Below are 25915 nucleotides of genomic sequence, written 5' to 3'. Positions count from 1 at the left end.
GCCGCCTTCCTGGCCGTCGCCTTCGCTGCGGCCGCCGCCATCGCCTATGCGACCCGCGCGGGCTTGGCGGCGGGTCAGGGGGTGATCGAGACCCTGAGCCTGAACGGCGCGACCGACGGCGCCATCGCCTGGCTGTTCCAGCGGCGGTTCGGCCTTATGGCGGCCGGCGCGGGCGCGATCGGCGCCGGACTGGCGGCGGTTCTTCTGATCCTCCTGCGGTTCATCGGCGGATCGGGCGGCCTGACGGCGGCCCTGCCGATCAGCTGGAGCGACCTAGCGTTGCTCTCGCCTTGCCCGCTGCTCGCGGCTACGGTTGCGGTTCTCGCGGCGAGATTCGCCGCCATGCGAATGCTGGCTTCAGGATGGCCGACAGAGGGAGGGGGCGCATGAGACTGTTGAGCGTCATCTTCATCGCCGGTCTGATCTGGCTGGTCGGCCTGTTCGCCTTCGCCCACCGGGTGCGCGAACTGACGCCGGCCGACGACCCCGCCCGCGCCGACGCCATCGTGGCCCTGACCGGTCCGTCGTCCGAGCGGGTCAACACCGCCATCCGCCTGCTGGAACAGGGCAAGGGCGAGCGGGTGCTGATCTCCGGCGTCAATCGCGAGGTGCGCCGTCAGGAGCTGCGCGAGCTGACGCCCGGCTCCAGCCGTCTGTTCAACTGCTGCGTCGACCTGGGCTTCGAGGCCGAGGACACCGTCGGCAACGCCCAGGAGATCGCCGCCTGGAGCCGTGCCAAGGGTTATCGCAGCCTGATCGTCGTGACCTCCGACTATCATATGCCGCGTTCGCTGGTCGAAATCCGGGGCCAGCTGCCGGGCGTCAAACTGACGCCCTACGCCATCTCCACCCCGTCGCTGGACAATGCGCGCTGGTGGCGGGCGGCGGTGACCGCGCGTCGGATGACGCTGGAATACATGAAATATCTCGCCGTTCTGGGTCGTGAGGGCGTACGCCGAATCACCCGCGACCGGCCCGCCGCCGTACCGGCCGAGAGCGAAACCGCCACTGACGAAAAGGCCGCGCCCTAAGTGAACACCCTGCGTTCCCTGATCTTCACCGCCTGGCTCTATTTGTCGATGCCGATCATCGCCATCGGCCTGTCGCCGGTCCTGCTGCTGCCGCACCGCTATGTGCAGGGCGTGTGCAAGCTGTGGGCGAAGATCGTCCTGTTCGGCCTGCGCTGGATCGCGGGGGTCAAGGTTGAGGTGCGCGGGTTGGAGCACGCGCCGTCCGGCGCCGCCCTGATCGCGTCCAAACACCAGGGGATGCTGGACATCGTGGCCCTGCTGGCCGTCCTGCCCGACGCCTGTTTCGTGATGAAGAAGGAGCTGATGCCTGTGCCCTTCTTCGGCTGGTTCGCCTGGAAGGCCAAGATGATCGCAGTGGATCGCGCGGGCCACGCCAAGGCGCTGAAGGACATGACACGACAGGCGCGCGACCGCCTGTCCGAAGGCCGCCAGATCGTCATCTTCCCCGAGGGCACGCGCAACGATCCGGGCGTGCCTGGCGACTACAAGCCCGGCGTCGCCGCCATCTATCGCGATCTGGAAGGCCCCTGCTGGCCCGTCGCCACCAACTCCGGCGTCCACTGGCCGGCCCACGGCTTCCGCCGCTATCCCGGCACGGTCGTGTTCGAATTTCTTGAGCCGATCCCGGCCCAGCTGAAGCGCGGGGCCATGATGGCGTTGCTGGAAAGTCGCATAGAGACGGCGTCGTTGGCGCTGCTGGAGCCAAAGGCCCAGCTTGCGCATTCTGAACCGGCCTGACCTCCCCGCTCGGGCGCCATTCATGGAAACGCCCGATGCTTCGCCCCCTTCTGCTCTCCGTCGCCTTCGCCGCTGTCGCCGGCTCCGCCCTGGCCCAGTCGCAACCCTACGAGCAGATCAGGCCCGCCCCCCAGAACTGGACCGTCGATCTCGGCGCGGGCGTCCTTTATCGCAACGACTCCAACGGTGACACGGGCTCCAAAACGACGGTCGCCCCGTGGGTCTCGGCCAACTATCGCGACCTGGTCTATCTGAACCCGATCGACGGCCTGGGCTGGAACGCGATCAAGACCGCCGACTTCCGCGCCGGTCTGCAACTGCGCCCGCGCTTCTCGGCCGATGATATCGAAGGCCTGACGCTGGATCGTCCGGGCTTCGGCGCGGACCTGGCTGCCTACGCCTACAAGCGTCTGCCCGGCAATGTGGTGGTCGGCGGTCGGATCAGCCGCGACGTGTCCGACGTCAGCGAGGGCACGGAATACTACGCCTCGATCGGCCATCAGCGCGTGACGTCGGTCGGCCTTCTGAACGCCTCGGCCTATGTGCGCGGCGGCGATTCCAAACTGGCCGACGCCTACTATGGCGTCAGCACCGCCGAAGCGGCCGCCAACGGCATCAGCGCCTATTCCCCCCGCGGCGGGCTTCAGGGCGCGGGCGCCAGCCTGGTCCTGCTGGTCCCGATCGGTGACAAATGGGGCGCCGGGGCCTTGCTCAACTACGAACGTCGCCTGGGCGACGTGGCCGACAGCCCCCTGTCGCAAAGCGACGACGCCGTCCGCACCGGCGTCTTCATCGCCCGTCGCTTCGGCGGCTGATAGCAATGCGGCGGCTGCGAATGCGGCCGCCGCTTTTTGCCCTTTGATCAGGTGGCCGCGAACTCGCTGAGCGCGTCGATGACGGCGCGGTTCTGGTCTTCGGTGCCGATGGTGATGCGCAGGCCCTGCGGCAGGCCGTAGCCGCCGACAGGGCGGACGATGATGCCCTTGGTGTTCAGATAGTCGTTGGCGGCGGCGGCGCGCTCGGCGCTGTCGAACAACACCAGCACGAAGTTGCCGGCGCTGGGCAGGACGTTCAGCCCAAAGCCGCGCAGGGCCTGGGTCAGGCGCGGCTTCCAGTTCGAGATCAGATCGCGCGACGCCGTCTGGTGCGCCTCGTCCGACAGGGCGGCCGTCGCGGCCTCAAGCCCCGGCACAGAGACGTTGAACGGCAGGCGGATGCGGTCGATGGCCTCGGCGACCTTCAGCGGCGCATAGCCGAAACCGATGCGCAAACCGCCCAGGCCGTGGATCTTGGAGAAGGTGCGGGTGACGACGATGTTCTCGGCGTCCTTGGCCAGCGGGAAGGCGGTTTCCCAGTCGGCCTCGGTCACATATTCCGCATAGGCCTCGTCCACGACCAGGATGACGTGGGACGGAAGCGCCGCGTGCAGGCGGCGGATTTCTTCGCCCGTATTGTAGCTGCCAGTCGGGTTGGACGGATTGGAGACATAGACGATCTTGGTGCGGTCATCGACCTGAGCCAGGAGCGCATCGACCTCGGCCTTGAAGTTCGGCTCGGGCGCCAGCTTCACCTGGGCTTCGCAGCCCAGGGCGCTGATGCGGTAGGCGAGAAAGCCGTACTGGCCGCAGACAATGTTGTCGCCCGCCGTCAGATAGGTCTGGTTCAACAGGGCGAAGACCTCGTCCGAGCCGTTGCCGAAGATCAGCCGTTCAGGCTCCAACCCGTGCAGTTCCGACACCGCGTTCCGCAGCTTGGTCGCCCGGCCGTCGGGATAGATGTGAATGTTCTTGATCGCCGCCTCATAGGCCGCACGCGCCTTTTCGCCCGCGCCCAGCATGTTCTCGTTGGAGGACAGCTTCATCGGCTCGGCGACGCCGGCGATGGACGACTTGCCGCCGACATAGGGGGCGATGTCGAGGATGCCGGGCTTGGGGGCAGGGCCGTGTGGCGCGGTCGCGTCGGTCATGGAAAGCCTTGATCTCAGAAGATGGGGGCGGCGCCGATCACGCCGCTCATTCGTCCGGGCGCGCTCTTCAGCCGCCCGTCGTCGACCTGCACATAGCCCGTCAGCATGAACAGCTTCAACCCGCCCGCCGCCGCCAGCGGATCGGCGACCAGTCCCGCTTCGCCAAGGGCGTCCACGATCTTGGTCTCGGACCAGCCGCTGTCGGTGACCCAGAAGCTGCGGTCGTCGCCCGTGGGGCCGGACATCTCTTTGGACACGACGAAGGCCTGGGGCCGGCCGCGCCGGTCGTCCGGCAGGGCGGCGACGATCTTCAGTTCGGGTCGCGCCAGCAGGCGGCCCCACCACGGCCGGTCGGGCGACAGGTCGATCACGGCGCGCGAGCCGGCCTCTGCCGCCTTCAACGCCTCGTCGGCGGACATAGGCCGCGACCGCAGGCCATAGCGATCCGTGGCCAGGGCCTGGGCCACGCCGCCACAGACGACCAGCGCGGGTCCGGTCGCTACCTCGATCCGGCCCCACACCGCCTTGACCGCCGCACCCTCATCGGGCGAGGCGCCGTCAAACAGTTGACGCAGGGCGATGGCCGAGGCGTCGGCTCGGTCGCGCGGACCGGCGACGACCCGCGCCCGCACCGCCTCGACCAGAGCGCGATCCAGCGCCAGCAGGGCGTCGTCGGCTTCGGGTTCGTCCAGCAGGGCCATCAGAACAGCTTGGGCGCCGGGGCCAGCGGGAAGGGGCCGAGCCAGGTGCGGCCGTCGCGGAAGACCAGCGTCAGCGGCAGTTGCTCCTGTCCGGTCGCCTCGGCCGCGCCCGCTGCAGCGGCGGCCCCGGCCGCGCCGATCCGGTTGACCGGCCCCTGACGCGTCGCCATCAGGCCGGCCAGGGCGGGCAGAGGCTTTTGCGCCTGAAGCTGGACCTGACCGGTCAGCCGGCCGTTCGCATCGGCTCTCAACACGTCGCTGGAGAGGGTCGCACGGCTGTCGCCGGCCTGAAGATCGCCGCGCACATTGCGAAACGTGCCGCCCGCTTTTGTCCAGGCGGAGAAGACGCCCGCCGCGTCGCCGCCGGTCTTCAGCAAGCTGGCCTGGCCGATCTCGGCCTCCAGCTGGGTCGTCAGGCGGCCGTCCTGGGCGAAGCCTTCGACGGGGCCGTCCGCCCGCCCCTGCCCGTCCACCAGCCGGAACATGACATCGACGTCGTCGGTCGGCGCGGTCGAACCTTCCAGATGCGGCCGGGCGTAGAATTCGATCCGCGCCGCGCGGGCGATGGGGAAGGGTTCCGCGCCCGTCTGGGCCGTGAAAACCGGATTGACCATCTCCAGCGCCAGGTTGGGCCAGCGCTGATCGATGCCGCTGGCGCTCATGCGGATGGCGTCGCCCTTGACCGCGACCTCGCCCTTGCCGGCGCGGGTCAGCATCAGGCCTTGCGGAGCCACCACGACCCACTTGGTCGGCTGATAGGCGTTGGCCTCTGCGGTCAGTTCGGTCGCCTTGATCGCATGGCCCGACGGCGCCTGAATGATCAGGTTCGTCAACGCCACATGGGTGCGAAACGGCCAGCCGTTGATGGATTTGTCGGCGAAGCGGATGTCCCAACCGTCCTGACGCAGGGTCTGGACCTGGGCCTCCAGCCGCGTATCGATCTGGCGCGTCAGGAAGATCCACCATCCGGTCCATGCCGCTAGCGCGATCAGCACCAGGATGAAGGGCGCATACAGGCCCTTGCGGCTGTGTCGCTTGGTCGTCGAGGCGTCGGTCATGCCGGACCTATAGCGCGCCGCACCCCGCCCTTCTAGGCGGTCAGGTCGGCCAGCACCGCCTGCGCCGCCCGACGCGCATCGTCCGGCGCCAGGCCCAGCAGAAGCCCCCGCTGACCGCCGTTGATCAGGACCTGATCGAACAGGATGGCGGTTTCGTCCATCGCGGTGGGCACGGCCTTTCGCTGGCCGAACGGGCTGACCCCGCCGACCTTGTAGCCGGTCAGACGTTCGGCGTCGGCCGGCTTCATCATCTGGGCCGACTTAGCCCCCAGCACCGCCGCCAGCTTCTTCATGCTGACCTCGCAGTCGGACGGCACGATGACGCAAGCCGGAGCGCCGTCGATCAGGACCATGAGGGTCTTGAACACCTGCTCTGGCGCCACGCCCAACGCCTCGGCGGCCTGCAATCCCACGCGCGGCGCGTCGGGATCATAGTCGTAGGGAAACAGATCGAAGGCGACGCCGGCCTTGGTCAGGGCGACGGTGGCAGGCGTGGTCTTGGACATCCTACGTCGTCTCGGGGTTCAGGAAAGTGCGGGTCAGTTCGACCGCATCGGCCAGGCCCATGCGCTGGACCTCGGTCCCGGGTGGCAGGCTGGCGAACAGGCGGGTGGGGGTGGCGGCGTCCAGCATCAGAAACACCCCCTTGTCGTCGCCGCGCCGGATCAGCCGGCCGAACGCCTGGGCGATGCGGGCGCGGGCCAGGGCATCGTCATAGCCCTTGCCGCCCAGCCGTTCGCGCCTCGCCTTGTGCAGCAGGTCCGGGCGCGGCCACGGCACGCGGTCGAAGGCGAGCACCCGCAGCGACCGTCCCGGCACGTCCACCCCGTCGCGCACGGCGTCGGTGCCCAGAAGGCAGGAGTTCTCCTCAACCCGGAACATGTCCACCAGCGCCCCGACCTCCAGCGGATCGACGTGCTGGGCGTAGAGCGGCACGCCCGACTTCGCCAGATCCGGCCCCAGCCGCTCATAGACAGCCTTCAATCGGCGGATGGCGGTGAACAGGCCCAGACCTCCGCCGCCCGCCGCTAGGAACAGTTCGCGCATCGCCGCCGCCGTCTGGCGCGGATCGTCCTTGATCAGGTCGTTGACGACGATGACCCGGCTGTTGGCCGCATAGTCGAACGGGCTTTCGACCTTCAGGGTGCGGGGCGGCTCGATCAAACGCGCCGAGCCGGTCCGCATCCGCGCCAGGTCGAACGGGTCTTCCTGCAAGGGATCGGACAGGGTGGCGGAGGTCACTAGCACCCCGTGCGATGGCACGATCACGGCGGCCTCCAGCGGAACGGTCGGGTCGATCCAGTGGCGACGCAGGGCTACGTCGTGGATGCGGCCGAACGCGGTCTCGGCCGACAGCCAATCGACGAAATCAGGATCGGGCTGATCGCTCCCATCCTCCAGCGCCGCCAGCATCGAGCGCCAGCCCGGCAAGGTCATGCGCGCGCGCCGATCCAGCCCGCGCAGCGCCCCTTCGATGCGCGACCGCTGCGACCCGTCCAGCTCGGCCGCCTCGTCGTCGAGGATATCCTCCAGATGCCGCGACAGGGCCAGCAACGGCGCCTCGATGGCGGCCAGGGCCTGGGCCGCCGCACGCGCCGTCTCGGCGACCGGATCAGTCACCGGCTTCAGCGCGCACTCCATGCCGAACTCGGGCCCGCCATAGGTGTTGGTCTCCGCAGTGCGCGCCCAAAGCTGGTCCAGCGCGGCGGCCAGGAAGGCTTCGATCGGGCCGATCGGATTGACCTCGCCTGAGGCCGGCGCGACGCGGCCCGACACGCCTTCCCCCGGCAGGGCGGCGGAGGCGCGAATGGCGTCCTGCAGCGCCTTCATCGCCGCCTCATTGTCGTTGACCATGTCGCCCAGCCGCTGTTCCAGCCCGCGACCGCGACGCCCCCGCCCCTCCGGCCCGCGAATCCAGCGGCGCAGCTCGGCCGCCTCCTGCCCCGACAAGCAGGCGGAAAAGGCGCTGTCGGCGGCGTCGAACAGGTGGTGGCCCTCATCGAAGACGATCCGCTTCAGCGCCGCCGTCTCACCGTCCTGCTTCTGGCCCCGCGCCGATCGCGCGCCGTCGAACGCCGCCTGGGTCAAAACGAGGGCGTGGTTGGCGATGACCAGGTCCGCGCGACGGCTGGCGCGGATCGTCTTTTCGACGAAACAGGTGCGGTAGTGCGGACAGGCGGCATGGACGCATTCGCCGCGCCGATCCACCAGATTGGCCGCTCCCGCCGCATGGGCCGCCGGCATGGCGAACAGGCCGGGCAGCCAGCCGGGAAAGTCCCCGCCCGTCATGTCGCCGTCGCGCGTATGCAGCGCCCAGCGCCCAGCCAGCGCCAGGCCGATCAGGTCGCCATTCCCCAGCTGGGCCGCCTGGACCATGTCCTGCAGATTGAGGACGCAGAGATAGTTCTCGCGCCCCTTGCGGATCACCGCCTTCTTCTTGCGCTCGGCCGGATCGGGCCACAGCGAATGGCTTTCACGGTCGATCTGGCGTTGCAGCGCGCGGGTATAGGTCGAGATCCACGCCGCTCCCTGGTTCCGCTCGGCCCACAGGGAGGCGGGCGCCAGATAGCCCAGGGTCTTGCCCGTGCCGGTCCCCGCCTCGGCCAGCAGCATGCGGGGCCGCCCCTCTTCGTTCCTCGGCGAAAAGGCGAAGGCGGCTTCGGCGGCGTAGTCCGATTGGGTCGGCCGCGTCTCGTCCAGGCCCGAGGCCTGAAGCAATTTCTCCAGCCGGATGCGGGCGCTCTCGCTGTCGACCGGCGCCGATCCCGCCTCGCCGCGCGGCGCCTCGTCCTCCCATTCGGTCAGCCGCGACCAGACATCCATCCCCGACCCGCGATGCTGGCGCGCCCGCACGCCGCCGGCCTCCAGCGCCTGAACGACCCGCTCGCCCCAGGCCCAGCCCGTCCGCTGCATCGTCAGCGCCAGGACATAGGCCGCCTCGCGCTCGGCATAGGCCGGATCGGCCAGTTCGCGCAGCAGCAGTCCCGCCGCCTCACGCAGGGCCGCCGCCTGTTCCTCCGCCGACTTCGGCTCGGCCAAACCCAGCGACAGCGCCAAGCCCGTCGGCGACGGCGCACAAAAGCGCGCCGGCCGCACGAAGGCGTAAAGCTCCAGCACATCCATCAGATCAGTCGATCGCGGCGGCGGCGTCAGCCCCAGCCGGCGCGCCGTCAGCGAGGCATGCGCCACCATCACCGACCCGGTGCTGAAGAACCTCTCGGCCGCCCCGCGCCCGACCTTCCTGGCCCCCGCCTCGTCGCATACCGCACCTGCGCCCGGCGGCGTGGCGAGCGCTGGCGGCAAGTTCGCCCACGGCTGGGCGCCGGTCAGGCGGATTTCGGAAATGACGGATTCGTCGGACACGTCCGATAGATAGCGAGCCTGGGGCTGAAACGGAACGGGAACATGCTATATCTCGTCCGTGACGACCGCCGCCGCTCCCGCAACGCTTCCGCCCCTGTTCGCCGACTGGTTCGCGGCGCGCGGCTGGGCGCCCCGGCGGCATCAGCTGGAGATGGTCGCGTCGGGGGAGGCCGGCAGCCACGCCCTGTTGGTCGCGCCGACAGGCGGGGGCAAGACGCTGGCGGGGTTTCTGCCCAGCCTGATCGACCTGGCCGAGCGCGAACCTAAGCCGACGACCGGGCCTGGGTCGGGGGTGCATACGCTTTATCTGTCGCCGCTGAAGGCCCTGACGACGGACGTCGAGCGCAATCTGATGACCCCGATCCGCGAGATCGGGCTGAATATCCACGTCGAGACGCGCACCGGCGACACCAAACAGTCCAAACGCCAGCGGCAGCGTGATTTTCCGCCCGACATCCTGCTGACCACGCCCGAGCAGTTGGCCCTGTTCTGCGCCTGGGAAGGCGCCCGTTCTTATTTCGCCGATCTGAAGTGCGTGGTGCTGGACGAGGTGCACGCGATCTGGAGCGGCAAGCGCGGAGACCTGTTGTCGCTCGGGCTGGGCCGTTTGCAGAGCTTCGCGCCCGATATGCGACGGGTGGGGCTGAGCGCGACCATCGAGGATCCCGATCTGATCCGGGGATGGCTCAGTCCCTCGCCCGGCGTCGCTGACGTGGCCTTGGTCCGCGGCGACCCCGGCGCGCCGGCGGTCATCGACGTGCTGATTTCAGAGGGCAAGGTCCCTTGGGCCGGCCACACCGGCCAGCACGCAATTCCAGAGGTCTATGCCGCCATCCAGCGTTCGACCCTGGCCCTGATCTTCGTCAACACCCGCTGGCAGTCGGAGTTCGTGTTCCAGCAGCTGTGGGCCATAAACGACGAAAATCTGCCAATCGGCCTGCACCACGGCTCGCTGGCGGCCGAACAGCGGCGCAAGATCGAGGCGGCCATGGCGCGCGGCGACCTCAGGGCCGTCGTCTGCACATCGACGCTGGATCTGGGCATCGACTGGGGCGACGTGGATCTGGTCATCCAGATGGCGGCGCCCAAGGGCTCCAGCCGCCTGGTCCAGCGCATCGGCCGCGCCAATCATCGGCTGGACGAGCCGTCGCGTGCGCTTCTGGTGCCCGCCAGCCGGTTCGAGATGCTGGAGTGCCAGGCGGCGCGCGAGGCCGTCGCCGACAATGCCTTCGACTGGGAGCCGGTCCACATCGGCACGCACGACACCCTGGCCCAGCACATCATGGGGGTCGCCTGTTCCGAGCCGTTCGACATGCAAGTCCTATATGACGAGATCACCGGCTGCGGCCCCTATCGCGCCCTGATGTGGGAGCAGTTCGAGGAGGTGGTCGATTTCGTCGCCACCGGTGGCTATGCGCTTCGCACCTACGACCGGTTCGCGCGCATCGTGCGCACGCAAGACGGCCGCTGGAAGGTCCGAAACCAGCATATCGCCCAGCGCCACCGCATGAATGTCGGCGCTATCGTCTCGGCCGGAACGCTGAATGTCCGCGTCGCCAGCCGTCGGGGCGGCGCCTCTCGCCAGCTGATCGGCGGCCGCAAGGTGGGCGAGGCCGAGGAGTGGTATTTCGAACAGCTGACACCCGGCGACACCTTCCAGTTCGCCGGCCAGACCTGGGCGTTTCAGGGCATCACCGGGACCGACGCCCTGGTCACCCACGCCAATGACAGCGACCCCAAGATTCCGTCATGGGGCGGATCGAAGTTCCCGCTGTCCACGTCGCTGGCCGACCGGGTGCGTACCATGATCCACGACCGCGACCACTGGCGCGTCCTGCCGCCCGACGTTCAGGAATGGCTGGAGTTGCAAGAGACCCGTTCGGTCATTCCCGACGCCGAATCCATGCTGGTCGAAACCTTTCCGCGCGGCAGCCGGCATTTCCTGGTGGCCTATCCGTTCGAGGGCAATCTGGCCCACACCACCCTGTGCATGCTGCTGACCCGGCGGCTGGACCGGATGGGCGTCGGGCCGCTGGGGTTCGTTGTGACCGACTATTCGCTGGCGATCTGGTCGATCAAGCCGATGGACACAATTGACCTGGACGCCCTGTTCCAGCCGGACATGCTGGGCGACGATCTAGAAGCCTGGCTGGAGGAAAGCTTCATGATGAAGCGGTCCTTCCGCAATTGCGCCCTGATCTCGGGCTTGATCGAACGCCGCCAGCCCGGCGCCGAAAAGACCGGCCGGCAGGTGACCTTCTCCACCGACCTGATCTACGACGTGCTGCGCCGCCACCAACCCGACCATCTGCTGCTCAAGACCGCCCGCGCCGACGCCGCCTCCGGCCTGCTGGACGTGGCGCGCCTGGGCCAGATGCTGACCCGCATCGAGGGACGTATTCGTCACCAATCCCTGAGCCGCGCCTCGCCCTTCTGCGTGCCCGTGCTGGTCCAGATCGGACGCGAGCGGGTCAGCGGAGACGCCGCCGAAATGATCTTGGACGAAAGCGCCGACCTGCTGATCGCCGAGGTCATGGACGACGCCGAGCCGCCCAGCCAGTCGGGGGCCGCCGCATGAACGCCGCCCTGCGCCAGACCCTGTCCCCGGCCCGCAAGATCTGCGGTTCGCTGAGCGTGCGGATCGCGGGCGAGGCCTGCGTGCTGCGCTGTTCCGGAGCGATGTGGGTTCCGGCCCACGGCGCCTTGATCGTCGCGGACCTGCATCTGGAAAAGGGCTCTGCCTTCGCCGTGCGCGGCCAACTTCTGCCGCCCTATGACAGCCGCGCCACGCTGGACAGGCTGGAAGCCGAGATCGTCGAACTGGACCCGGCCATGGTCGTGCTGCTGGGCGACAGCTTCCATGACACCAAGGCCATTCCCCGCATGGCGGCCGACGACCGGGCGCGTCTGGATCGTCTGGCGGCCGGGCGCGATTGGGTGTGGCTGGAAGGCAATCACGACCGCGAGGCGCTCGCTCGCGATGCGGACACGGCATCCCGCCTGCCCGGCCGGATCGTTGGCGATATGGCCTTGGGCGCGTTGCGCCTGACCCACGAGCCGGAGGCTCTGACCGCCGACGACGACCGTCGTGGCGAGGTCGCGGGCCACCTGCACCCCGCCGCCAAGGTCGCCGCCTATGGACGCGGCGTGCGCCGTCCTTGCTTCGTCACCGACGGATCACGCATCGTCCTGCCCGCCTTCGGCGCCTTCACCGGCGGGCTGAACGTGCTCGATCCCGCCATCGCCGACCTGTTCGCCGCCCCTCCCTTGGCCGCCGCCCTGGGACGTGACCGGGTTCACGCCCTGGATTGGGCGATCCTGCGATAGTCTGTTCGTAAAGCGTTCAGCACGTCGCTTCACCGCATCTTGGCGGAAGGCGATGCAGGATGACGGCGGATCAAGGTCACGGACACCCGCCTCATGCTCACGCCCCGTCGCATCGTCATGGCCGCCCGTCTCGGCTTCGCTCTGGCAGCCTTGGGCATGGCGGTCCTGATGCTGGGCCCATTTCAGGGCCTGGAGCAGGTCTTCGGCCTGAACGACAAGGCCGCCCACGTCATCGCCTTCTATGGCGTGGCCAGCGGCCTATTCCTGATCGCGCCGAACCAGCGCCGCGACGACCTGGCCCTCTATGTCATCGCCGCCGCCTTCGGCGCTGAACTGCTTCAGGCCCTGACCGGCCGCAGCGTCTCGATCATCGATTTCCTGGCGGGTGCGGCCGGCGTCGCCGCCGCCTGGGCGCCCGGCCGGATCGAGCAGTTGCGCCAGGCCTTCCGCCGCCATCCGGACATGACCCTGGCCGAGATTGATCGGCTGGATCGCCGCCTGCGCCGTCGCCGCGTGGAAACCAGCCGCCCGGGCGTCGCCGTCCTGCGCCCTTAAGGTTCGAGCTCTATGTCCCAATAGAGGATATTCGATGCCGCGAACTCTCGTTCTATCCTATTGATAAAGCTGATTTTTCTAAGACCTTAGGAAATCTCAGCGACGATTGGTCACCATATGGTCACCAGAAGAGGGGAAGAGCCAGCAATCTGGATCAATACCCACTTCCTGAAATCCCATAGCAGAAACCCGGTCGGAAATCTCCCGACCAGCGGCCGCTGAGCCGCCGAAAGCCCTAGCCCAACTTAGTGAGCCAGCAGTGGGGTGCGTGCGGGCTATCCTCGCTGTGCGACCAGCAGCCGTTTGCATCAGCAGACGCTGGAGGTGAGAACATCTAATGTCCGCCTCCGATCCGCGATCGGCCCCGAGCTCACCCTTTCGGCGTGCCGAGATCGTTGTTAGTCGGTCAGCGTGCTAGGCTTATGCATCGACCCCGAAGCCTCAATAGCAACTATCACCTCGACACGGAGACCGCCTCCTGGTGAGCGCAAGAACTGCACCTGTCCCCCATGGGCCTTCACTGTGGCGAGGACGATAGAGAGGCCCAGACCGCTCCCTCCGGAAGGTGCATTGGCCGCACGGAAGAAGCGCCTACCCAGCCGATGCAGATCCGAGAAGGCCACGCCCGGGCCGTCGTCCTCGACGATTAAACGCCCGGAAGTCGGGTCGTAACTGATCACGACTGAGGATGCCGCATGCGCCTGCGCGTTGGCGAGGAGATTGGCAGCCGCTGCCTCGAAGCGATCTGGATCCACGTTAAGCAGCGCGTCACCTTCAACGATCGACACCCGATCATCGCCTTCCGCTCCTGCAAACAGCGACCGAAGCGTCACCCAGCGGCGATCTTCGTCGCTAACCGGCATCTCGTCCTCGCGCGCCAAGACGAGAAGACCTGTGACGAGGCGGGCAGTGCGATCGACAGAGGTCTGGATCTGCTCCAGCGCGCGTCTTCGAACGACCGTATCCGAAGACGACGCCGCAATCTGCGCCTGGACGCGCAGGCCTGCCAGAGGCGTACGCAATTCGTGCGCGGCAGCGGCCGTGAACTCGGCCTCGCGACGTCGCGCTGCGCCAAGGCGTGACATCAAGTCGTTCAGCGCCAGGGCGAAGGGACGGAGTTCGCGGGCGTCCGGCGATACGTCCAACGCCGTCAGATCTTCCGCATCCCGTACCGCAAGGCTGCGGGTCATTTGTCGAATAGGGGTCAGCCCCCGCCCTACCGACCACCAGATCAATACGCCAAGCACCAGCAGACCAAGGACCGCCGGACCGATCAAAGCGGTGACGACATTGCCGACCAGGTGCTCGCGAACGGCCAGATTGTCCCCGACCATGACCCTGAAACCGGCATCACGATCATGCACCGTGTAGACGCGCCAGCGCTCGCCCCGGATCGTGCGTTCTGAAAAACCGTCGCCCCCTTCCGACAACCGCTCCGCAGGCGCGCTTTGGGACCGACCAATCAGATCGCCTTCCAGCGACCAGATCTGGCAGGAGAGCTGACGGTCGTAGACATCGGCGGCCCCGCTTTCCGGAGCCTGCATCGCCGGGCGCACGCTGCCGGCCTGCATCAGGGACGAGACCATGCGGGCCGACTCCATCAGGCGCCGGTCCAGCACCCGTTGCACCTCGGCCCGGGTCTGGATCTCGACCCAGACGACCGCGCCGCCCCAGACGAGGGCGGTCACGAGCGCGAGGGTGGCGAACAGACGCAGGCGGATCGAGCTCATTGCAGGGTGTATCCTACGCCGCGGACGGTGCGGATGAAGCCGGCTCCCAACTTGGCCCGGAGATAGTGGATGTGCACTTCCACCGCGTTAGAGCCGATCTCCTCCTGCCAACCGTACAGGCGTTCTTCTAGCTGACTGCGCGAGAGGACCTGTGCAGGCCGTTCCATCAGGGCCTCCAGGATGGCGAACTCACGTCTCGAAAGGGGCAGGTCCCCCTCTTCACGCCAAGCCAGACGCGACTGGGGATCAAGGGTCACCCCGCCGTGGCGCAAGGCGGGCGCCGAGCGCCCAAGCAGGCGACGCCGCACCGCGCGCAGTCGCGCCGCCAGTTCGTCGAGATCGAAAGGCTTGCCGACATAGTCGTCCGCGCCGGCGTCCAGACCCACAATGCGGTCCCGACTGTCATCGCGCGCCGACAAGACCACCACGCCGACATCCATGTCGCGCTCGCGAACGAAACGCAGCACCGAAAGGCCGTCGCCATCAGGAAGACCCAAATCCAGCACGACCGCATCGAACGCCGAGCTTTCCAGCGCCGCGAGGGCGTCCTCGACCCGCCCGACGACTTCGACCGTCCAGCCGCAGGCGCTGAGCCCGACCTGGAGGCCGTCGGCGAGAACGGGATCATCTTCTATGGCGAGCAGTCTCATGCGGCGTGAGGTGGAAGTTGCGGCTTAAGCCTGACTTAAGCTCGTTTGCCGACGAGATGGCCATGAGGTTTTTCCGCCGACTGTTGCCCGCCGCTCTCGCGATCCTGTCCTTCACCCTTCCGGGTTCGGCATTGGGTCAGGCTCCGCTATCGCCTGACAAGGCCTTCTCCCTGACGGTGACGCGTGAGGCTGACGGCGACCTGGCCTTCGCCTGGGACATTGCGCCCGGCCATTATCTCTATCGTGACCACACCGTCGCCAGCACGCCGGGCGGGAAAGCATCGCTGCCTCTGGAGCTTGCGACCGGCGAAACCAAGGACGATCCGGGCTTTGGCGTCGTCGACGTCTGGCATGACGAGGGTCGCGCGACCCTATCGGCGCAGACCCTGACGCAGGTTGGCGGCCCGACGTCGGTCAACATCACCTACCAGGGGTGCCTCGAGGACTCGATCTGCTACCCGCCGATGACGCGGACAGTGGACGTGCCGACCCGGCCGCAGTCCGAGGTTGCCGCTCGGGAGGCCGATGCGCAGACCGCTCAGGCCGCCGCTCTGCTGGCGATCCAGGCGCCGGGCGCTGCACCCACACCCGCACTCGCGAGTGATGAGGGCGCGTTGGCGCCTCCGCCGGTCGCGCCATCGCCGGGGGTCATCCCGGACCCCAGCCCGGGCTTCGTCGATCGCTTGGCGCTGCAGGGCGGGGCCACCTGGGTCCTGCTCGCCTTCTTCGGTTTCGGCGTGCTTCTGGCCTTCACGCCCTGCGTCTTTCCCATGTACCCGATCCTGGCCGGCGTCATCGGACGCGGCGTGGACGGGCGCGGTACGCGCCGAGGCCTGATGCTCTCGGTCGCCTATGTGCTGGGCCTTTCCGTCGCCTTCGCCCTGCTGGGCGTCGCGGCCGCCTGGTCCGGACAGAACCTGCAGATGGCGCTCCAGTCGGTTTGGGCGATCGGCGCTCTGGTTGTCGTCTTCGTCGTTCTCGCCGCGTCCATGTTCGGCGGCTTCGAGTTGCAACTGCCCTCGGCCTGGACCAGCCGCCTGTCCCGCGACAGCGGTGACGGACGGCGGTCCCTGCCCTCAGCCGCAGGTCTGGGCTTCGTCTCCGCCCTCATCGTGGGCCCTTGCGTCACCGCGCCCTTGGCGGGTGCCCTGCTCTATATCGCACAGACCGGCGACGTTGGGCTGGGCGCGGCGGCCCTGTTCTTCCTGGGCCTGGGCAAGGGGGTGCCCTTGATCGTGTTCGGCACGGTCGGCGCGCGCTTCCTGCCCAAGGCTGGGCCGTGGATGGACCGGGTGAAGATGCTGTTCGGCTTCATCTTCCTGGGCATGGCCTGGTGGCTGGCCGGCCGCATCCTGCCGCCGAGCGCGACGCTGGCTTTCGGCGCGGCGCTGGCGCTCGGTCTGGCGGCGGCTCTCGGCCTGTTCCAGCCGCTGAGCCCGAATCTGAGAAACGGCGTCGCACGTGTCGCTGGCCTGGCGGCCGCGACCTGGGGCCTGTTGCTGCTGGTCGGCCTCAGTCTCGGGGCGGACGACCCGTGGCGTCCGCTTGAGCCCCTGGCGCGGCCCGCTGGAATCTCAGCCGCCGCGCCGGTCGAAACCGCAGCGGTCGTGCTGGATCAGACGGCGCTCGACCGCGCCGTCGCCGATGCCGCCGCGCGCGAACGTCCCGCCCTGGTCTATTTCACCGCCGACTGGTGCGTCAGCTGCAAGGTGATCGAGCGGACGGTGTTCGAGGACCCCGCGGTCATCGCCGGCCTTTCGAACACCGACCTCATCAAGGTCGACGTCACGCGCAGCACGCCCGAGGCGCGCGCGCTTCTTGAGCGGCACGGAGTGATCGGACCGCCGACGATGATCTTCCTGTCGCCCTCGGCGACCGAAGCGCCGGGCAGCCGACTGATCGGAGAGATGTCGGCCCAAGACGTCGCCTCCGCCCTGCAGAGCGCCGGAGCCGCCGCATGAACGCCATCACCCTGGGCCCGCTCGTCCTGTCGGGCGAGCGGTTCGCCATCATCGCCGGCGTGTTCGTCTTCATGATCGGCGTCGGGCTGTTGGCCAGCCGGGTCAGCCCGCGCTTCAACCTGTGGAGCACGGTCCTAGTCTTCGGCGGTCTGGCGGTCGCCCGCCTCGGTCACGTGGCGACGCACTGGGAGTATTTCGGGGCTGACCCGTGGCGGGCGCTCGCGGTCTGGCAGGGCGGATTCAGTTGGATCTGGGTCGCGCCGGTCGTGATCCTGGCCACCATTCTGCTGCTGCGCACGACGCGCGAACGCGCCTGGGCCATTGCGCCTGTGCTGGCCAGCGCCTTGGTTTGGACCACCGCCCATCAGTTGGCCTCGGCGACGCAGCCCATGGCGCCGCCCGCCCTGACGCTGGCCGCGATGGACGCACCGGCGATCGACCTTTCGGCGCCGATCGATCGGCCTACGGTGATCAATCTCTGGGCCACCTGGTGCCCGCCCTGCCGGCGCGAGATGCCGGCTTTGGCCCAGGCCGAAAAAGCCCATCCGAATGTGCGCTTCCTCTTCGTCAACCAGGGCGAGGGCGAAGCCGGCGTTCGGGCCTTTCTGCAGAGCCAGGGGCTGGCCCTCGACCATGTGCTGTTCGACGAGGCCATGGCGCTGCCCCGCCACTACGGTACGGCCGGCATTCCGGTGACCCTGTTCCTCCACGCCGACGGCCGTCTGGCCAAGGCCCACATGGGGGAAATCGCCCCCGAACAGATCGCGACCGAAATCGCGCGTCTGCACTGACCCCCTCGCCTCACGGAGCTTCCATGAACCGCACCTTCGCCCCTGCCTTCGCCACCGTCCTGGCGCTCGCCGCCTGCGGCCCGGCCGACGCCGACAACGGCGCGGCGCCCGCCAGCCCTTCCGCCGCCTCCGGACAAGACATGCCGCCCATCGCCCAGGTCGGCTTCAATGACCTGCTGCGCGATCCCGCAGCGCCCTTCATCGGCGCCGAGAACGCCGATGTGACCATCATCGGCTTCGTCGATTACAACTGCCCCTACTGCAAGAAGATGCAGCCTGAGATCGACGGCCTGCTGAAGGCGGACACCAAGGTGCGCGTCCTGTACAAGGATTGGCCGATCTTCGGCGACGTCTCGGAGACCGCCGCCCGGACCGCCCTCGCCGCCGCCTATCAGGGCAAGTACGAGGCCGTCCATAACGCCTTCATGCTGTCGCCGTCGCGCATCGGCGACCAGGCGGACATCACCCGTCTGGTCCAGTCGGCCGGCGTGGACATGGCGCGCCTGAATCAGGACCTGGCCGAACACCGCGCAGACATCGACGCGGTGCTGGACCGAAATGGTCGAGAAGCGGCGGCCCTGGCCCTGCAGGGCACGCCCGCCTTTATCATCAACGGCAATCTGATCCCCGGCGGCATGCCCCAGGCGCAACTCGAAGCGGTGATCGGTCGTATCCGCTCCGGACAACCGCTGCGCTGAAGCCGACCATGACCACCCTGACCCTGCTCCAGCTGAACGACCTCCACGGCTATCTCGAGCCGCATCCCGAACTGGTGCGCACCGAAGGCGGCTGGCGGTTCGAACGGCTGGGCGGGGTCGCCCGCATCGCGCGCCTCTTCGAAGAGGCGCGCGCCGAAGGTGCATGCCTGACCCTGGACAACGGCGACACCTTCCATGGCACGCGGGTCGCCGTCGCCAGCCGGGGCGAGGCGCTGGTTCCGATCATGAACGCCCTGAAGATCGACGCCATGACGGCGCACTGGGAGTTCGCCTATGGCCCGGCGGGGTTCAAGGCGTTGGCGGCGGGACTGGATTATCCCGTCCTGGCCGCCAATGTCTTCCGCAAGGATGACGGCGCGCCGGAGTTCGACGGGCGGTGGGTGTTCGAGCGCGGCGGTCTGAGGATCGGCGTGATCGGCCTGGCCTGCCCCATCATCGACAAGACGATGCCCCCCGCCTTCTCTGAAGGCGTGCGGTTTGAAATGGGTGTGGCCGAAGCCCGCGAGCAGCTGCACCAGCTCCGCGAGGAAAAGGTCGATCTGGTCGTCCTGCTGTCGCACCTGGGCTTTCCGCAGGATCTGAAGCTGGCCGCCGAAACGCCGGGCATCGACGTGATCCTGAGCGGTCATACCCATAACCGCCTGCACGAACCGGCCCGCGTCGGCGACACCCTGATCATCCAGTCCGGCTGCCACGGCGCCTATATCGGCCGGCTGGATCTGGAGATTGCAGAGGGCCGCGTGTGCCTGCGGCGCCATCGGCTCATAGCCGTGGACGCTGGCCCCGAAGACGATCAAGTCGCCGGCTTGGTGGAGATGGCCCTGGCGCCCGAGCGCGAGCGTCTGGCGCGCATCGTCGGCCGCACCGCCATCCCCCTTCACCGCTACGCCATGGCCAGCGCGCCGATGGACGACGTCCTGCTGGCGGCGGCGGCGCAGGCGGCGGGCGTGGACATCGCCTTCTCCAACGGCTGGCGCTACGGCGCGCCCGTCGCGCCGGGTCCGGTCACTCTGGGCGACCTCTACAATATGGCGCCGATGAATCCGCCGATCTCACGCACGACGCTGACCGGGGCCGAGTTGCAAGCGATGCTGGAAGAAAATCTGGAGCGCACCTTCGCCGCCGACCCGTATGAGCAGATGGGCGGCTACATCAAACGTTGCCGGGGTCTCACGGCCTTCGTGAAGCTTGAGAATCCCAAGGGGCAGCGCCTCGACCGCCTGCTGGTCGGAGACCGCCCTGTCGAGCCGGAGGCGGACTATCTGGTGGCCTTCGTCACCGCCCAAGGGGTGCCCGAACATTACGGGCGAGACCGCCGGACGCTCGACATCGACACTGTGGGCGCGCTTGAATCCTGGTTCGCCGACCATACGCCTGGCGAGACCGATCTGCCCGTCAGCGTCCTCATCATCTGAAGGAACACCTTATGGACTCCGTCGCCGCCCGCGACTTCTGGAACAGCCGCTATGACCGCCAGGACTATCTGTTCGGCGAGACGCCCAACGCCTTCCTGGCCGCTCAGATCGCGCGGCTCCAGCCCGGCATGACCGCTCTGGCGGTCGCCGACGGCGAGGGCCGAAACGGCGTGTGGCTCGCCGAACAGGGCCTGGCCGTCACCACCACGGATATCGCCCCGCGCGCGGTCGAGAAGGCCCTCGCCCTGGCCGAGCGACGTGGCGTCACACTGGACGCCCAGGTGGCGGACTTCGAGACCTGGGGCTGGCCGCAGGGTGCGTTCGACGTCGTGGTCGCCGTCTTCATTCAGTTCGCCCCGCCTCCCCAGCGCGACCGACTTTTCGAGCGTATGAAGGCGGCCGTGAAGCCTGGCGGCCTGGTCCTGTTGCAGGGCTATCGGCCGGAACAGATCGCCTATGGCACCGGCGGTCCGGGGCAGGTCGAGAACCTCTACACCGAGGCGCTGCTCCGCGACGCCTTCGCCGACTTCGACATCCTGCATCTGAAAAGCCACGACAGCGACGTCTCCGAAGGCGCCGGCCACAGCGGCCGGTCCGCCCTGATCGATCTCATCGCCCGCCGTCCCTGACCCCCAGCGCCCGCACACCGGAACCCGCCATGAAAACCCTCGTGATCGCCCTGTCCTTGGCCGCCTCCCTGGCGGCCTCCCCGAGCTTCGCCCAGGCTGTCTCAGGCTTCGGCGGCTTCAAGCCCCTGCCCGAGGCCGGCGAACAGCCGGATCCGTCGCGCATCTATCGGGTCATCTTCGACGTGTCCCAGGGCGGTGCGGACGACAGGCCGCTGAAGGGATTGGATCGCGTCGCGCGGCTGGTGAATATGCTGGCGGCGGGCGGCGTGGACGCCGACCACCGTCAGATCGTGGTCGTCCTGCACGGCGCCGCCACCCCTGCAGTTCTCTCCGACGCCGCCTGGACCGCGCGCGGCAAGGGCGACGCCAACCCCAACAGCGCCCTGATCCGTGCCCTCATCGCCGCCGGCGTCCAGGTTCGACTGTGCGGCCAGGCCATGGCGGGGAACGGCATCGCGCAAGCCGATCTCGAAGCGGGCGTGAGCGTTGATCTCGCCGCCCTGATGACGGTCATCCACCTTCAACAGGCCGGATACGCCCTGGTTGTGAACTGACGGCTCGGCATAGGCGGAACCTTTCCTGAGCATAAGAACTATTAGTTTGCGTAAGTATGTATGTAATTGTTCATTGGGGCGTCTGAAGGAGATATCGACATGACCGGACTGCCCCGCCTCAACGAACCCGCCCCCGACTTTCACGCCCGCACCACGCACGGGGATCGCAGCTTGGCCGATTACCGCGGCAAATGGCTGATCCTCTTCTCGCACCCGTCGGACTTCACCCCGGTCTGCACGACCGAGTTCATCGGGTTCGCCAAGCATGCGAATGAGTTCGCCGCCATGAACTGCGAGCTCCTGGGCCTCTCGATAGACAGCATCTTCTCGCACCTAGCCTGGACCCGGAACATCAAGGAGAAGTTCGGCGTCGAAATCCCCTTCCCCATCATCGAGGATCTGAAGATGGAGGTGGCCCAGGCCTACGGAATGATCCACCCCGGGGCGGCCGACACCTCGGCTGTTCGCGCCACCTTCCTGATCGATCCGGAAGGCAAGCTGCGCGCCATGGTCTACTATCCCATGAGCAATGGCCGCAGCATCGAAGAGTTCGTTCGGCTGCTCACCGCGCTCCAGGCGTCCGACGCCAACGGGGTCGCGACGCCTGAGAACTGGCGCCCTGGCCAACCGGCCATCGTCCCCCCGCCCAAGGCCGCCGAGGCGGCCGAGGCTCGCGCTTCCGAGGGTTACGTCTACACCGACTGGTATTTCTCGACGCGCGACCTCCCCGACGCCCCGAAAGCCGCCTGATCGGATTCCGGCCGGACCTCGCAAGCGGTCCGGCCTTTTTCTTCGCAAACCAAACGGAGCCTTCATGCAGATCATCGACCACGGCGGAGCGCGCATCGCGGCGCTCCACGACAAGAAGACCGGCAGTTGGCAGTATGTCGTCTCCGACCCGGTCAGCCGCAAATGCGCGATCATCGATCCGGTCTGGGATTTCGACGAGAAGGCGGCGGCGACCTCGACCCGCAACGCCGACGCCATCCTGGACTACGTCAAGGCGGAGGGCCTGACCGTCGAGTGGCTGCTGGACACCCATCCCCACGCCGACCACTTCTCCGCCGCGCCCTTCCTCAACGAGAAACTGGGCGCGCCGACCGCCATCGGCGAAAAGGTCATCGGCGTCCAGAAGCTGTGGAAGGACATCTACGGCCTGGACGACGACTTTCCGGCCGATGGTCGCCAGTGGGACCGACTCTTCAAGGCTGGCGACACGTTCGCTGTTGGCGACCTGCCGGCGCGGGTGATGTTCTCACCGGGGCACACCATGGCCTCCATCACCTATGTGATTGGCGGCAACGCCTTCGTCCACGACACCCTGATGATGCCCTATGCCGGCACCTCGCGCGCCGACTTTCCGGGCGGCGACTCGAAGACTCTCTTCCGAAGCATCCAGGACATCCTGGCCCTGCCTGAAGAGACCGCCGTCTTCGTTGGCCACGACTATGGCCCGGATGGCCGCGAGCCCGCCTGCTTCAGCACCGTGAGAGAGCAGAAGGCGGACAACATCCATGTCGGCGGCGGACGCGGCGAGGCGGATTTCGTGCGGCTCCGCGACGATCGGGACGCCACCCTGCCCTTGCCGAATCTGATGCTCTACGCGCTTCAGGTGAACATCCGCGGCGGGGTGCTGCCGCCGGCCGCGCCGGACGGGCGCGTCTATTTCAAGATTCCCGCCAATCACTTCGCCCCACCCCAGGAGAATTCTTGATGCGCCCGTCCGCACTGACGCTGGCCGCCCTCCTGAGCGCAACGGCCCTGGCCGCCCACGCCCAGACGCCCGCCGATCCACTTCATGTCTACGGTCCCGGCGGCCCCTCCCCCGCCATGCGCGACGCCGCGAAGGCCTATGAGGCGCGCACCGGTCGCGCCGTGGCCGTCGTCGCCGGACCCACGCCCCAATGGCTGGACCAGGCCAAGGCGGATGGCGACCTGATCTTCTCAGGCTCCGAGACGATGATGACCGACTTCGTCAGCGCCCTGGAGGGCCGCATCCGCGCCGAGGCGGTCGAGCCGCTCTATCTGCGCACCGCCTCCATCCTCGTTCGGCCGGGAAATCCGGACGGCATCGGCGGCCTTGAGGATCTTTTCCAGCCCGATCGCCGGGTCTTGGTTGTCAACGGCGCGGGCCAGAACGGCCTGTGGGAGGACATGGCCGGTCGCACCGGCGACATCGCCAAGGTGCGCGCCCTGCGTCGTAACATCGTCGTCTACGCCCGCAACAGCGCCGAGGCCCGACAAGCCTGGATCGACGACCCGACGCTGGACGCCTGGATCATCTGGGGCATCTGGCAGGTCGCCAATCCGGACCTCGCTGATGTGGTCGAGGTCGCAGAGCCCTACCGCATCTACCGCGACGCCGGCGCCGTTGTGACAGAGACCGGCCGCCAGGACGCCGACGCCCAGCCGTTCCTCGACTTTCTGAAGTCCGACGAGGGGGCCGCCATCTTCGCGCGGTGGGGCTGGCGGACCGGCCAACCTTAAGCCTGCCTTAAGGTGAACCCTGCGGTGTCGGCGGCATGGTTGATCGTCGCTCCTCAATCCTGAACCGCCGACACCTGCTGGCGGCCGCAGCGGCGCCGCTCTGGGTCTCTACGGCGGCGCGAGCAGCACCCGCGCCCGCCGCCTTTGACATCACTGTTCTGACTACAGCCTTCTACGCGGCCCGCGGCGGACGCCCCGCCTGGGCGGGGTCCGCGCGCCGGCAAGCCATGGACGCCCTAGCTCTGGCGGACCGCCACGGGCTGTCGGCGCCCGACGGTCTCGCCCTTAGCGAAGCAGAACTGACCCAGGCCGTCCTGATCCTGGCTGAGGCGCTCGCCCATGGCCGGGTCGATCCAGCATCCGTCGAGACGCTCTGGGAGATGGATCGCAACCAAGTCGACACGCCGCCTCTCCTCGCAAAGGCGGTCGACGACGGAACACTTGCGGCGACGATGGCCGGCCTCGCACCCCAGGACCGCGGCTATCAGGGCCTGTGCGACGGCTTCCTCCGCTATCGCGCCATCGCCGACCGCGGCGGTTGGCCGCCCTTTGCCCTGGGCGCGACGATCGAACCATTTGCGTCCGACCCGCGCCTTCCCGCCCTCCTGCCGCGCCTTCGGGTGGAAGGCGATTTAAGCGAAGCCGCCGCCGCGATGGTCGGCCCGTCTGGCGGTGAATACGGCTCCATTGTGCAAGAGGCCGTTCGGGCGTTCCAGGTGCGCCACGGTCTTGAAGCGGACGCCCGCATCGGCCCGGCGACACAGCGGGCGCTCTCGATTTCGGCCGAGGCCCGCGCTCGCCAGATCGCACTGAATTTGGAACGCCGCCGTTGGCTGAAGAGAGACGTCGCCCCGGAACGGATCGAGGTGAACACCGCCGCCTCCATCATGGTCTACTGGAAGGACGGTCGGCCCGTGCATTCGATGCGGGTCGTGACGGGTGACGCCGACAATGCGACGCCCAGCCTCGAACGGCCCTTCGCCTCGGTGGTCGCCAATCCGCCCTGGACGGTGCCGACTTCCATCGCCCAGCGCGAGATCCTGCCACGCGGCGCCGCCTATATGCGGGCGAACAACATGACGATACAGAATGGCATGGTGGTTCAGCGCGCTGGCCCGAACGCCGCCCTGGGCCAGGTCAAGTTCGAACTTCAGGACAGCTACGCCATCTTCCTGCACGACACCCCGTCGCGGGGTGCGTTCGACCGGAGCTTCCGCCATCTCAGCCACGGCTGCGTGCGGGTGCAGGACGCGGTCGGCTTCGCTCGGCTGCTGCTTGCGCCCGACCCCGCGAGGCTCGCCCGATTCGACGCCGCGCTGGACAGCGGCGAGACCGTCCGGGTGGCGACCGGTCGGCCGATCGACGTGCGCGTGTCCACGTTGCCGACCGGCCATGGCGAACGCGCCGTGCTGCGTCTGCTCGACAAGGAGGCCGGCCGCCTGCAACTGGAAAAGCTGGGCATGAGCCCCGGCGTGCTGTCACAGCTGGACCGCCTGATCCGCCAGCCGCACGGCATCGTGCTGGTGACCGGCCCGACCGGCAGAGATCAGACCACGACGCTGTACGCGGCGCTGAGCCGGCTGGACGCTTCCACCAGCAACATCCTGACGGTGGAAGACCCCATCGAATACGACCTGGCCGGCATCAGCCAGACGCAGGTCAACGCCAAGATCGACATGAGCTTCGCGCTGGCCTTGCGCGCCATCCTGCGCCAGGACCCGGACGTGATCATGATCGGCGAGATCCGCGACCTGGAAACCGCCGACATGGCCGTGCAGGCCTCGCTCACCGGCCACCTGGTGCTGNNGGTCGGCCGATCGACGTGCGCCTGCTTTATTGGACGGCCTTTCTGGACGGCCAGGGCCGCGTCGCCTTTCGCGATGACATCTATCGTCGCGACACCCGTCTGGCGGAGGCGTTGGGTATCGACCTGCACCTGCCGCGGCCCGACGACCGGCGCGCCGATGCGGACGACGTCGGCCCCTGACGGTTATTCGGTCGTGCGGCCGTCGAAATGCTCGTGGTCGGCGGAGGCCTCTTCCACCGTGGCGTGAACCGTACCGTCGCGATGCTCCGGCGGACCATAAAGGGTGTAGAGCCGAAGCGGCTCGGACCCCGTGCTGACCACATTGTGGCGGGCGCCCTGAGGGACGATGACCCCGTCATCCGCCTTCACGGCGTGACGAACGCCGTCGATCCAGATTTCGCCCTCGCCCGCCTCGATGCGGAAGAACTGGTCG

Annotated in this window: 24 protein-coding genes and 1 pseudogene; 17 read left to right on the top strand and 8 right to left on the bottom strand. The window is 68.0% G+C overall.

All coding sequences use genetic code 11. From position 1 onward, the window contains the following. The 4 genes and pseudogenes from B3T77_RS03310 to B3T77_RS03295 all read left to right on the top strand — a co-directional run. A pseudogene (locus tag B3T77_RS03310) lies at nt 1-390 on the top strand (ABC transporter permease); the annotation flags it as partial. Beyond that, complete coding sequence (locus tag B3T77_RS03305) at nt 387-1031, top strand: YdcF family protein (protein WP_292077176.1); 645 nt, start codon at nt 387-389, stop codon at nt 1029-1031. The pseudogene B3T77_RS03310 and the gene B3T77_RS03305, both read left to right, overlap by 4 nt. Then, complete coding sequence (locus B3T77_RS03300) at nt 1032-1769, top strand: lysophospholipid acyltransferase family protein (protein WP_292077174.1); 738 nt, start codon at nt 1032-1034, stop codon at nt 1767-1769. A gap of 35 nt (nt 1770-1804) precedes the next feature. Continuing rightward, nucleotides 1805-2584, top strand: coding sequence for a MipA/OmpV family protein (locus B3T77_RS03295; protein ID WP_066627938.1), 780 nt, complete (start codon nt 1805-1807; stop codon nt 2582-2584). Nucleotides 2585-2631: 47 nt separating this feature from the next. On the opposite strand, the gene hisC is transcribed toward B3T77_RS03295, so the two are convergent. The 5 genes from hisC to B3T77_RS03270 are packed head-to-tail and all read right to left on the bottom strand — an operon-like array spanning nt 2632 to nt 8857. After that, a complete protein-coding gene (gene hisC, locus B3T77_RS03290; protein WP_292077172.1) occupies nt 2632-3735 on the bottom strand; it encodes a histidinol-phosphate transaminase in 1104 nt (367 codons plus the stop codon). A gap of 14 nt (nt 3736-3749) precedes the next feature. Then, entirely contained in the window at nt 3750-4436 is a 687-nt protein-coding gene (locus B3T77_RS03285; RefSeq protein WP_292077170.1) for a hypothetical protein, read from the bottom strand. Beyond that, on the bottom strand, nt 4436-5494 hold the full coding sequence (locus tag B3T77_RS03280) for a DUF2125 domain-containing protein (protein WP_292077168.1): 1059 nt from the start codon (nt 5492-5494) through the stop codon (nt 4436-4438). Before B3T77_RS03280 ends, B3T77_RS03285 begins: the two co-directional genes overlap by 1 nt. Nucleotides 5495-5526: 32 nt before the next feature. Beyond that, nucleotides 5527-6000 (bottom strand): Cys-tRNA(Pro) deacylase, encoded by a 474-nt coding sequence (ybaK, locus tag B3T77_RS03275; RefSeq protein WP_292077165.1) that lies wholly within the window; start codon nt 5998-6000, stop codon nt 5527-5529. A 1-nt stretch (nt 6001) separates the two neighbouring features. Continuing rightward, nucleotides 6002-8857 carry an ATP-dependent DNA helicase gene (locus tag B3T77_RS03270; protein WP_292077162.1) on the bottom strand — a complete coding sequence of 952 codons (2856 nt, stop codon included), beginning with the start codon at nt 8855-8857 and terminating at the stop codon, nt 6002-6004. Between the two features lie 58 nt (nt 8858-8915). Between B3T77_RS03270 and B3T77_RS03265 the strand changes: the two genes are divergently transcribed. From B3T77_RS03265 to B3T77_RS03255, 3 genes are all read left to right on the top strand, one after another. Then, nucleotides 8916-11435, top strand: coding sequence for a ligase-associated DNA damage response DEXH box helicase (locus B3T77_RS03265; protein ID WP_292077160.1), 2520 nt, complete (start codon nt 8916-8918; stop codon nt 11433-11435). Then, on the top strand, nt 11432-12184 hold the full coding sequence (gene pdeM, locus B3T77_RS03260; RefSeq protein WP_292077157.1) for a ligase-associated DNA damage response endonuclease PdeM: 753 nt from the start codon (nt 11432-11434) through the stop codon (nt 12182-12184). The genes B3T77_RS03265 and pdeM overlap by 4 nt, the downstream gene beginning before the upstream one ends. Before the next feature lie 93 nt (nt 12185-12277). Next, on the top strand, nt 12278-12739 hold the full coding sequence (locus B3T77_RS03255) for a hypothetical protein (RefSeq protein WP_292077156.1): 462 nt from the start codon (nt 12278-12280) through the stop codon (nt 12737-12739). 398 nt (nt 12740-13137) lie between these two features. Here the strand turns inward: B3T77_RS03255 and B3T77_RS03250 are convergent, their stop codons facing one another. Both B3T77_RS03250 and B3T77_RS03245 read right to left on the bottom strand, forming a co-directional pair. Next, nucleotides 13138-14469, bottom strand: a complete 1332-nt coding sequence (locus B3T77_RS03250) for an ATP-binding protein (protein ID WP_066627961.1) — start codon at nt 14467-14469, stop codon at nt 13138-13140. Next, the gene (locus B3T77_RS03245; RefSeq protein ID WP_035308676.1) at nt 14466-15119 is read right to left on the bottom strand and encodes a response regulator; all 654 of its coding nucleotides are present in this window, start codon (nt 15117-15119) and stop codon (nt 14466-14468) included. Before B3T77_RS03245 ends, B3T77_RS03250 begins: the two co-directional genes overlap by 4 nt. 62 nt (nt 15120-15181) lie before the next feature. Here B3T77_RS03245 and dsbD point away from each other — a divergent pair, with 62 nt between their 5' ends. From dsbD to B3T77_RS16345, 10 genes are all read left to right on the top strand, one after another. Beyond that, nucleotides 15182-17080, top strand: coding sequence for a protein-disulfide reductase DsbD (gene dsbD / locus B3T77_RS03240; RefSeq protein WP_244878379.1), 1899 nt, complete (start codon nt 15182-15184; stop codon nt 17078-17080). Next, the gene (locus tag B3T77_RS03235) at nt 17077-17871 is read left to right on the top strand and encodes a TlpA disulfide reductase family protein (RefSeq protein ID WP_035308673.1); all 795 of its coding nucleotides are present in this window, start codon (nt 17077-17079) and stop codon (nt 17869-17871) included. Before dsbD ends, B3T77_RS03235 begins: the two co-directional genes overlap by 4 nt. Before the next feature lie 23 nt (nt 17872-17894). Continuing rightward, entirely contained in the window at nt 17895-18569 is a 675-nt protein-coding gene (locus B3T77_RS03230; RefSeq protein WP_292077149.1) for a DsbA family protein, read from the top strand. A gap of 8 nt (nt 18570-18577) precedes the next feature. After that, the gene (locus tag B3T77_RS03225; protein ID WP_035308671.1) at nt 18578-20005 is read left to right on the top strand and encodes a bifunctional metallophosphatase/5'-nucleotidase; all 1428 of its coding nucleotides are present in this window, start codon (nt 18578-18580) and stop codon (nt 20003-20005) included. An 11-nt stretch (nt 20006-20016) separates the two neighbouring features. Beyond that, entirely contained in the window at nt 20017-20634 is a 618-nt protein-coding gene (locus B3T77_RS03220) for an SAM-dependent methyltransferase (RefSeq protein ID WP_035308670.1), read from the top strand. A 29-nt stretch (nt 20635-20663) separates the two neighbouring features. Beyond that, complete coding sequence (locus B3T77_RS03215; RefSeq protein WP_052005017.1) at nt 20664-21188, top strand: DsrE family protein; 525 nt, start codon at nt 20664-20666, stop codon at nt 21186-21188. Between the two features lie 99 nt (nt 21189-21287). Beyond that, nucleotides 21288-21938: a peroxiredoxin gene (locus tag B3T77_RS03210; RefSeq protein WP_054764173.1), complete on the top strand. Its 651-nt coding sequence runs from the start codon at nt 21288-21290 to the stop codon at nt 21936-21938. A gap of 64 nt (nt 21939-22002) precedes the next feature. After that, complete coding sequence (locus tag B3T77_RS03205; RefSeq protein WP_052005015.1) at nt 22003-22902, top strand: MBL fold metallo-hydrolase; 900 nt, start codon at nt 22003-22005, stop codon at nt 22900-22902. Beyond that, a complete protein-coding gene (locus B3T77_RS03200) occupies nt 22902-23675 on the top strand; it encodes a substrate-binding domain-containing protein (protein WP_066627965.1) in 774 nt (257 codons plus the stop codon). Before B3T77_RS03205 ends, B3T77_RS03200 begins: the two co-directional genes overlap by 1 nt. Before the next feature lie 35 nt (nt 23676-23710). Further along, nucleotides 23711-25729 carry an ATPase, T2SS/T4P/T4SS family gene (locus B3T77_RS16345; RefSeq protein WP_292077145.1) on the top strand — a complete coding sequence of 673 codons (2019 nt, stop codon included), beginning with the start codon at nt 23711-23713 and terminating at the stop codon, nt 25727-25729. On the opposite strand, the gene B3T77_RS03190 is transcribed toward B3T77_RS16345, so the two are convergent. Further along, on the bottom strand, nt 25666-25915 hold a 250-nt coding region (locus B3T77_RS03190; protein ID WP_292077143.1), incomplete at its 5' end, for a cupin domain-containing protein. The two genes, B3T77_RS16345 and B3T77_RS03190, sit on opposite strands and share 64 nt — an antisense overlap.

Source organism: Brevundimonas sp. UBA7838, from assembly GCF_002500885.1.
Lineage (GTDB): Bacteria > Pseudomonadota > Alphaproteobacteria > Caulobacterales > Caulobacteraceae > Brevundimonas > Brevundimonas vesicularis_C.
This window is presented reverse-complemented; position numbering and strand designations above follow the sequence as displayed.

Bases quoted from the DNA above. Each gene is read 5' to 3' on its own strand.
- B3T77_RS03255 (WP_292077156.1), top strand. From the start codon at position 12,278: ATGCTCACGCCCCGTCGCATCGTCATGGCCGCCCGTCTCGGCTTCGCT.
- dsbD (WP_244878379.1), top strand. From the start codon at position 15,182: ATGAGGTTTTTCCGCCGACTGTTGCCCGCCGCTCTCGCGATCCTGTCC.
- B3T77_RS03250 (WP_066627961.1), bottom strand. From the start codon at position 14,469: ATGAGCTCGATCCGCCTGCGTCTGTTCGCCACCCTCGCGCTCGTGACC.
- B3T77_RS03230 (WP_292077149.1), top strand. From the start codon at position 17,895: ATGAACCGCACCTTCGCCCCTGCCTTCGCCACCGTCCTGGCGCTCGCC.
- B3T77_RS03225 (WP_035308671.1), top strand. From the start codon at position 18,578: ATGACCACCCTGACCCTGCTCCAGCTGAACGACCTCCACGGCTATCTC.
- B3T77_RS03295 (WP_066627938.1), top strand. From the start codon at position 1,805: ATGCTTCGCCCCCTTCTGCTCTCCGTCGCCTTCGCCGCTGTCGCCGGC.
- hisC (WP_292077172.1), bottom strand. From the start codon at position 3,735: ATGACCGACGCGACCGCGCCACACGGCCCTGCCCCCAAGCCCGGCATC.
- B3T77_RS03285 (WP_292077170.1), bottom strand. From the start codon at position 4,436: ATGGCCCTGCTGGACGAACCCGAAGCCGACGACGCCCTGCTGGCGCTG.
- B3T77_RS03305 (WP_292077176.1), top strand. From the start codon at position 387: ATGAGACTGTTGAGCGTCATCTTCATCGCCGGTCTGATCTGGCTGGTC.
- B3T77_RS03245 (WP_035308676.1), bottom strand. From the start codon at position 15,119: ATGAGACTGCTCGCCATAGAAGATGATCCCGTTCTCGCCGACGGCCTC.
- B3T77_RS03280 (WP_292077168.1), bottom strand. From the start codon at position 5,494: ATGACCGACGCCTCGACGACCAAGCGACACAGCCGCAAGGGCCTGTAT.
- B3T77_RS03220 (WP_035308670.1), top strand. From the start codon at position 20,017: ATGGACTCCGTCGCCGCCCGCGACTTCTGGAACAGCCGCTATGACCGC.
- ybaK (WP_292077165.1), bottom strand. From the start codon at position 6,000: ATGTCCAAGACCACGCCTGCCACCGTCGCCCTGACCAAGGCCGGCGTC.
- B3T77_RS03210 (WP_054764173.1), top strand. From the start codon at position 21,288: ATGACCGGACTGCCCCGCCTCAACGAACCCGCCCCCGACTTTCACGCC.
- B3T77_RS03235 (WP_035308673.1), top strand. From the start codon at position 17,077: ATGAACGCCATCACCCTGGGCCCGCTCGTCCTGTCGGGCGAGCGGTTC.
- B3T77_RS03205 (WP_052005015.1), top strand. From the start codon at position 22,003: ATGCAGATCATCGACCACGGCGGAGCGCGCATCGCGGCGCTCCACGAC.
- B3T77_RS03215 (WP_052005017.1), top strand. From the start codon at position 20,664: ATGAAAACCCTCGTGATCGCCCTGTCCTTGGCCGCCTCCCTGGCGGCC.
- pdeM (WP_292077157.1), top strand. From the start codon at position 11,432: ATGAACGCCGCCCTGCGCCAGACCCTGTCCCCGGCCCGCAAGATCTGC.
- B3T77_RS03200 (WP_066627965.1), top strand. From the start codon at position 22,902: ATGCGCCCGTCCGCACTGACGCTGGCCGCCCTCCTGAGCGCAACGGCC.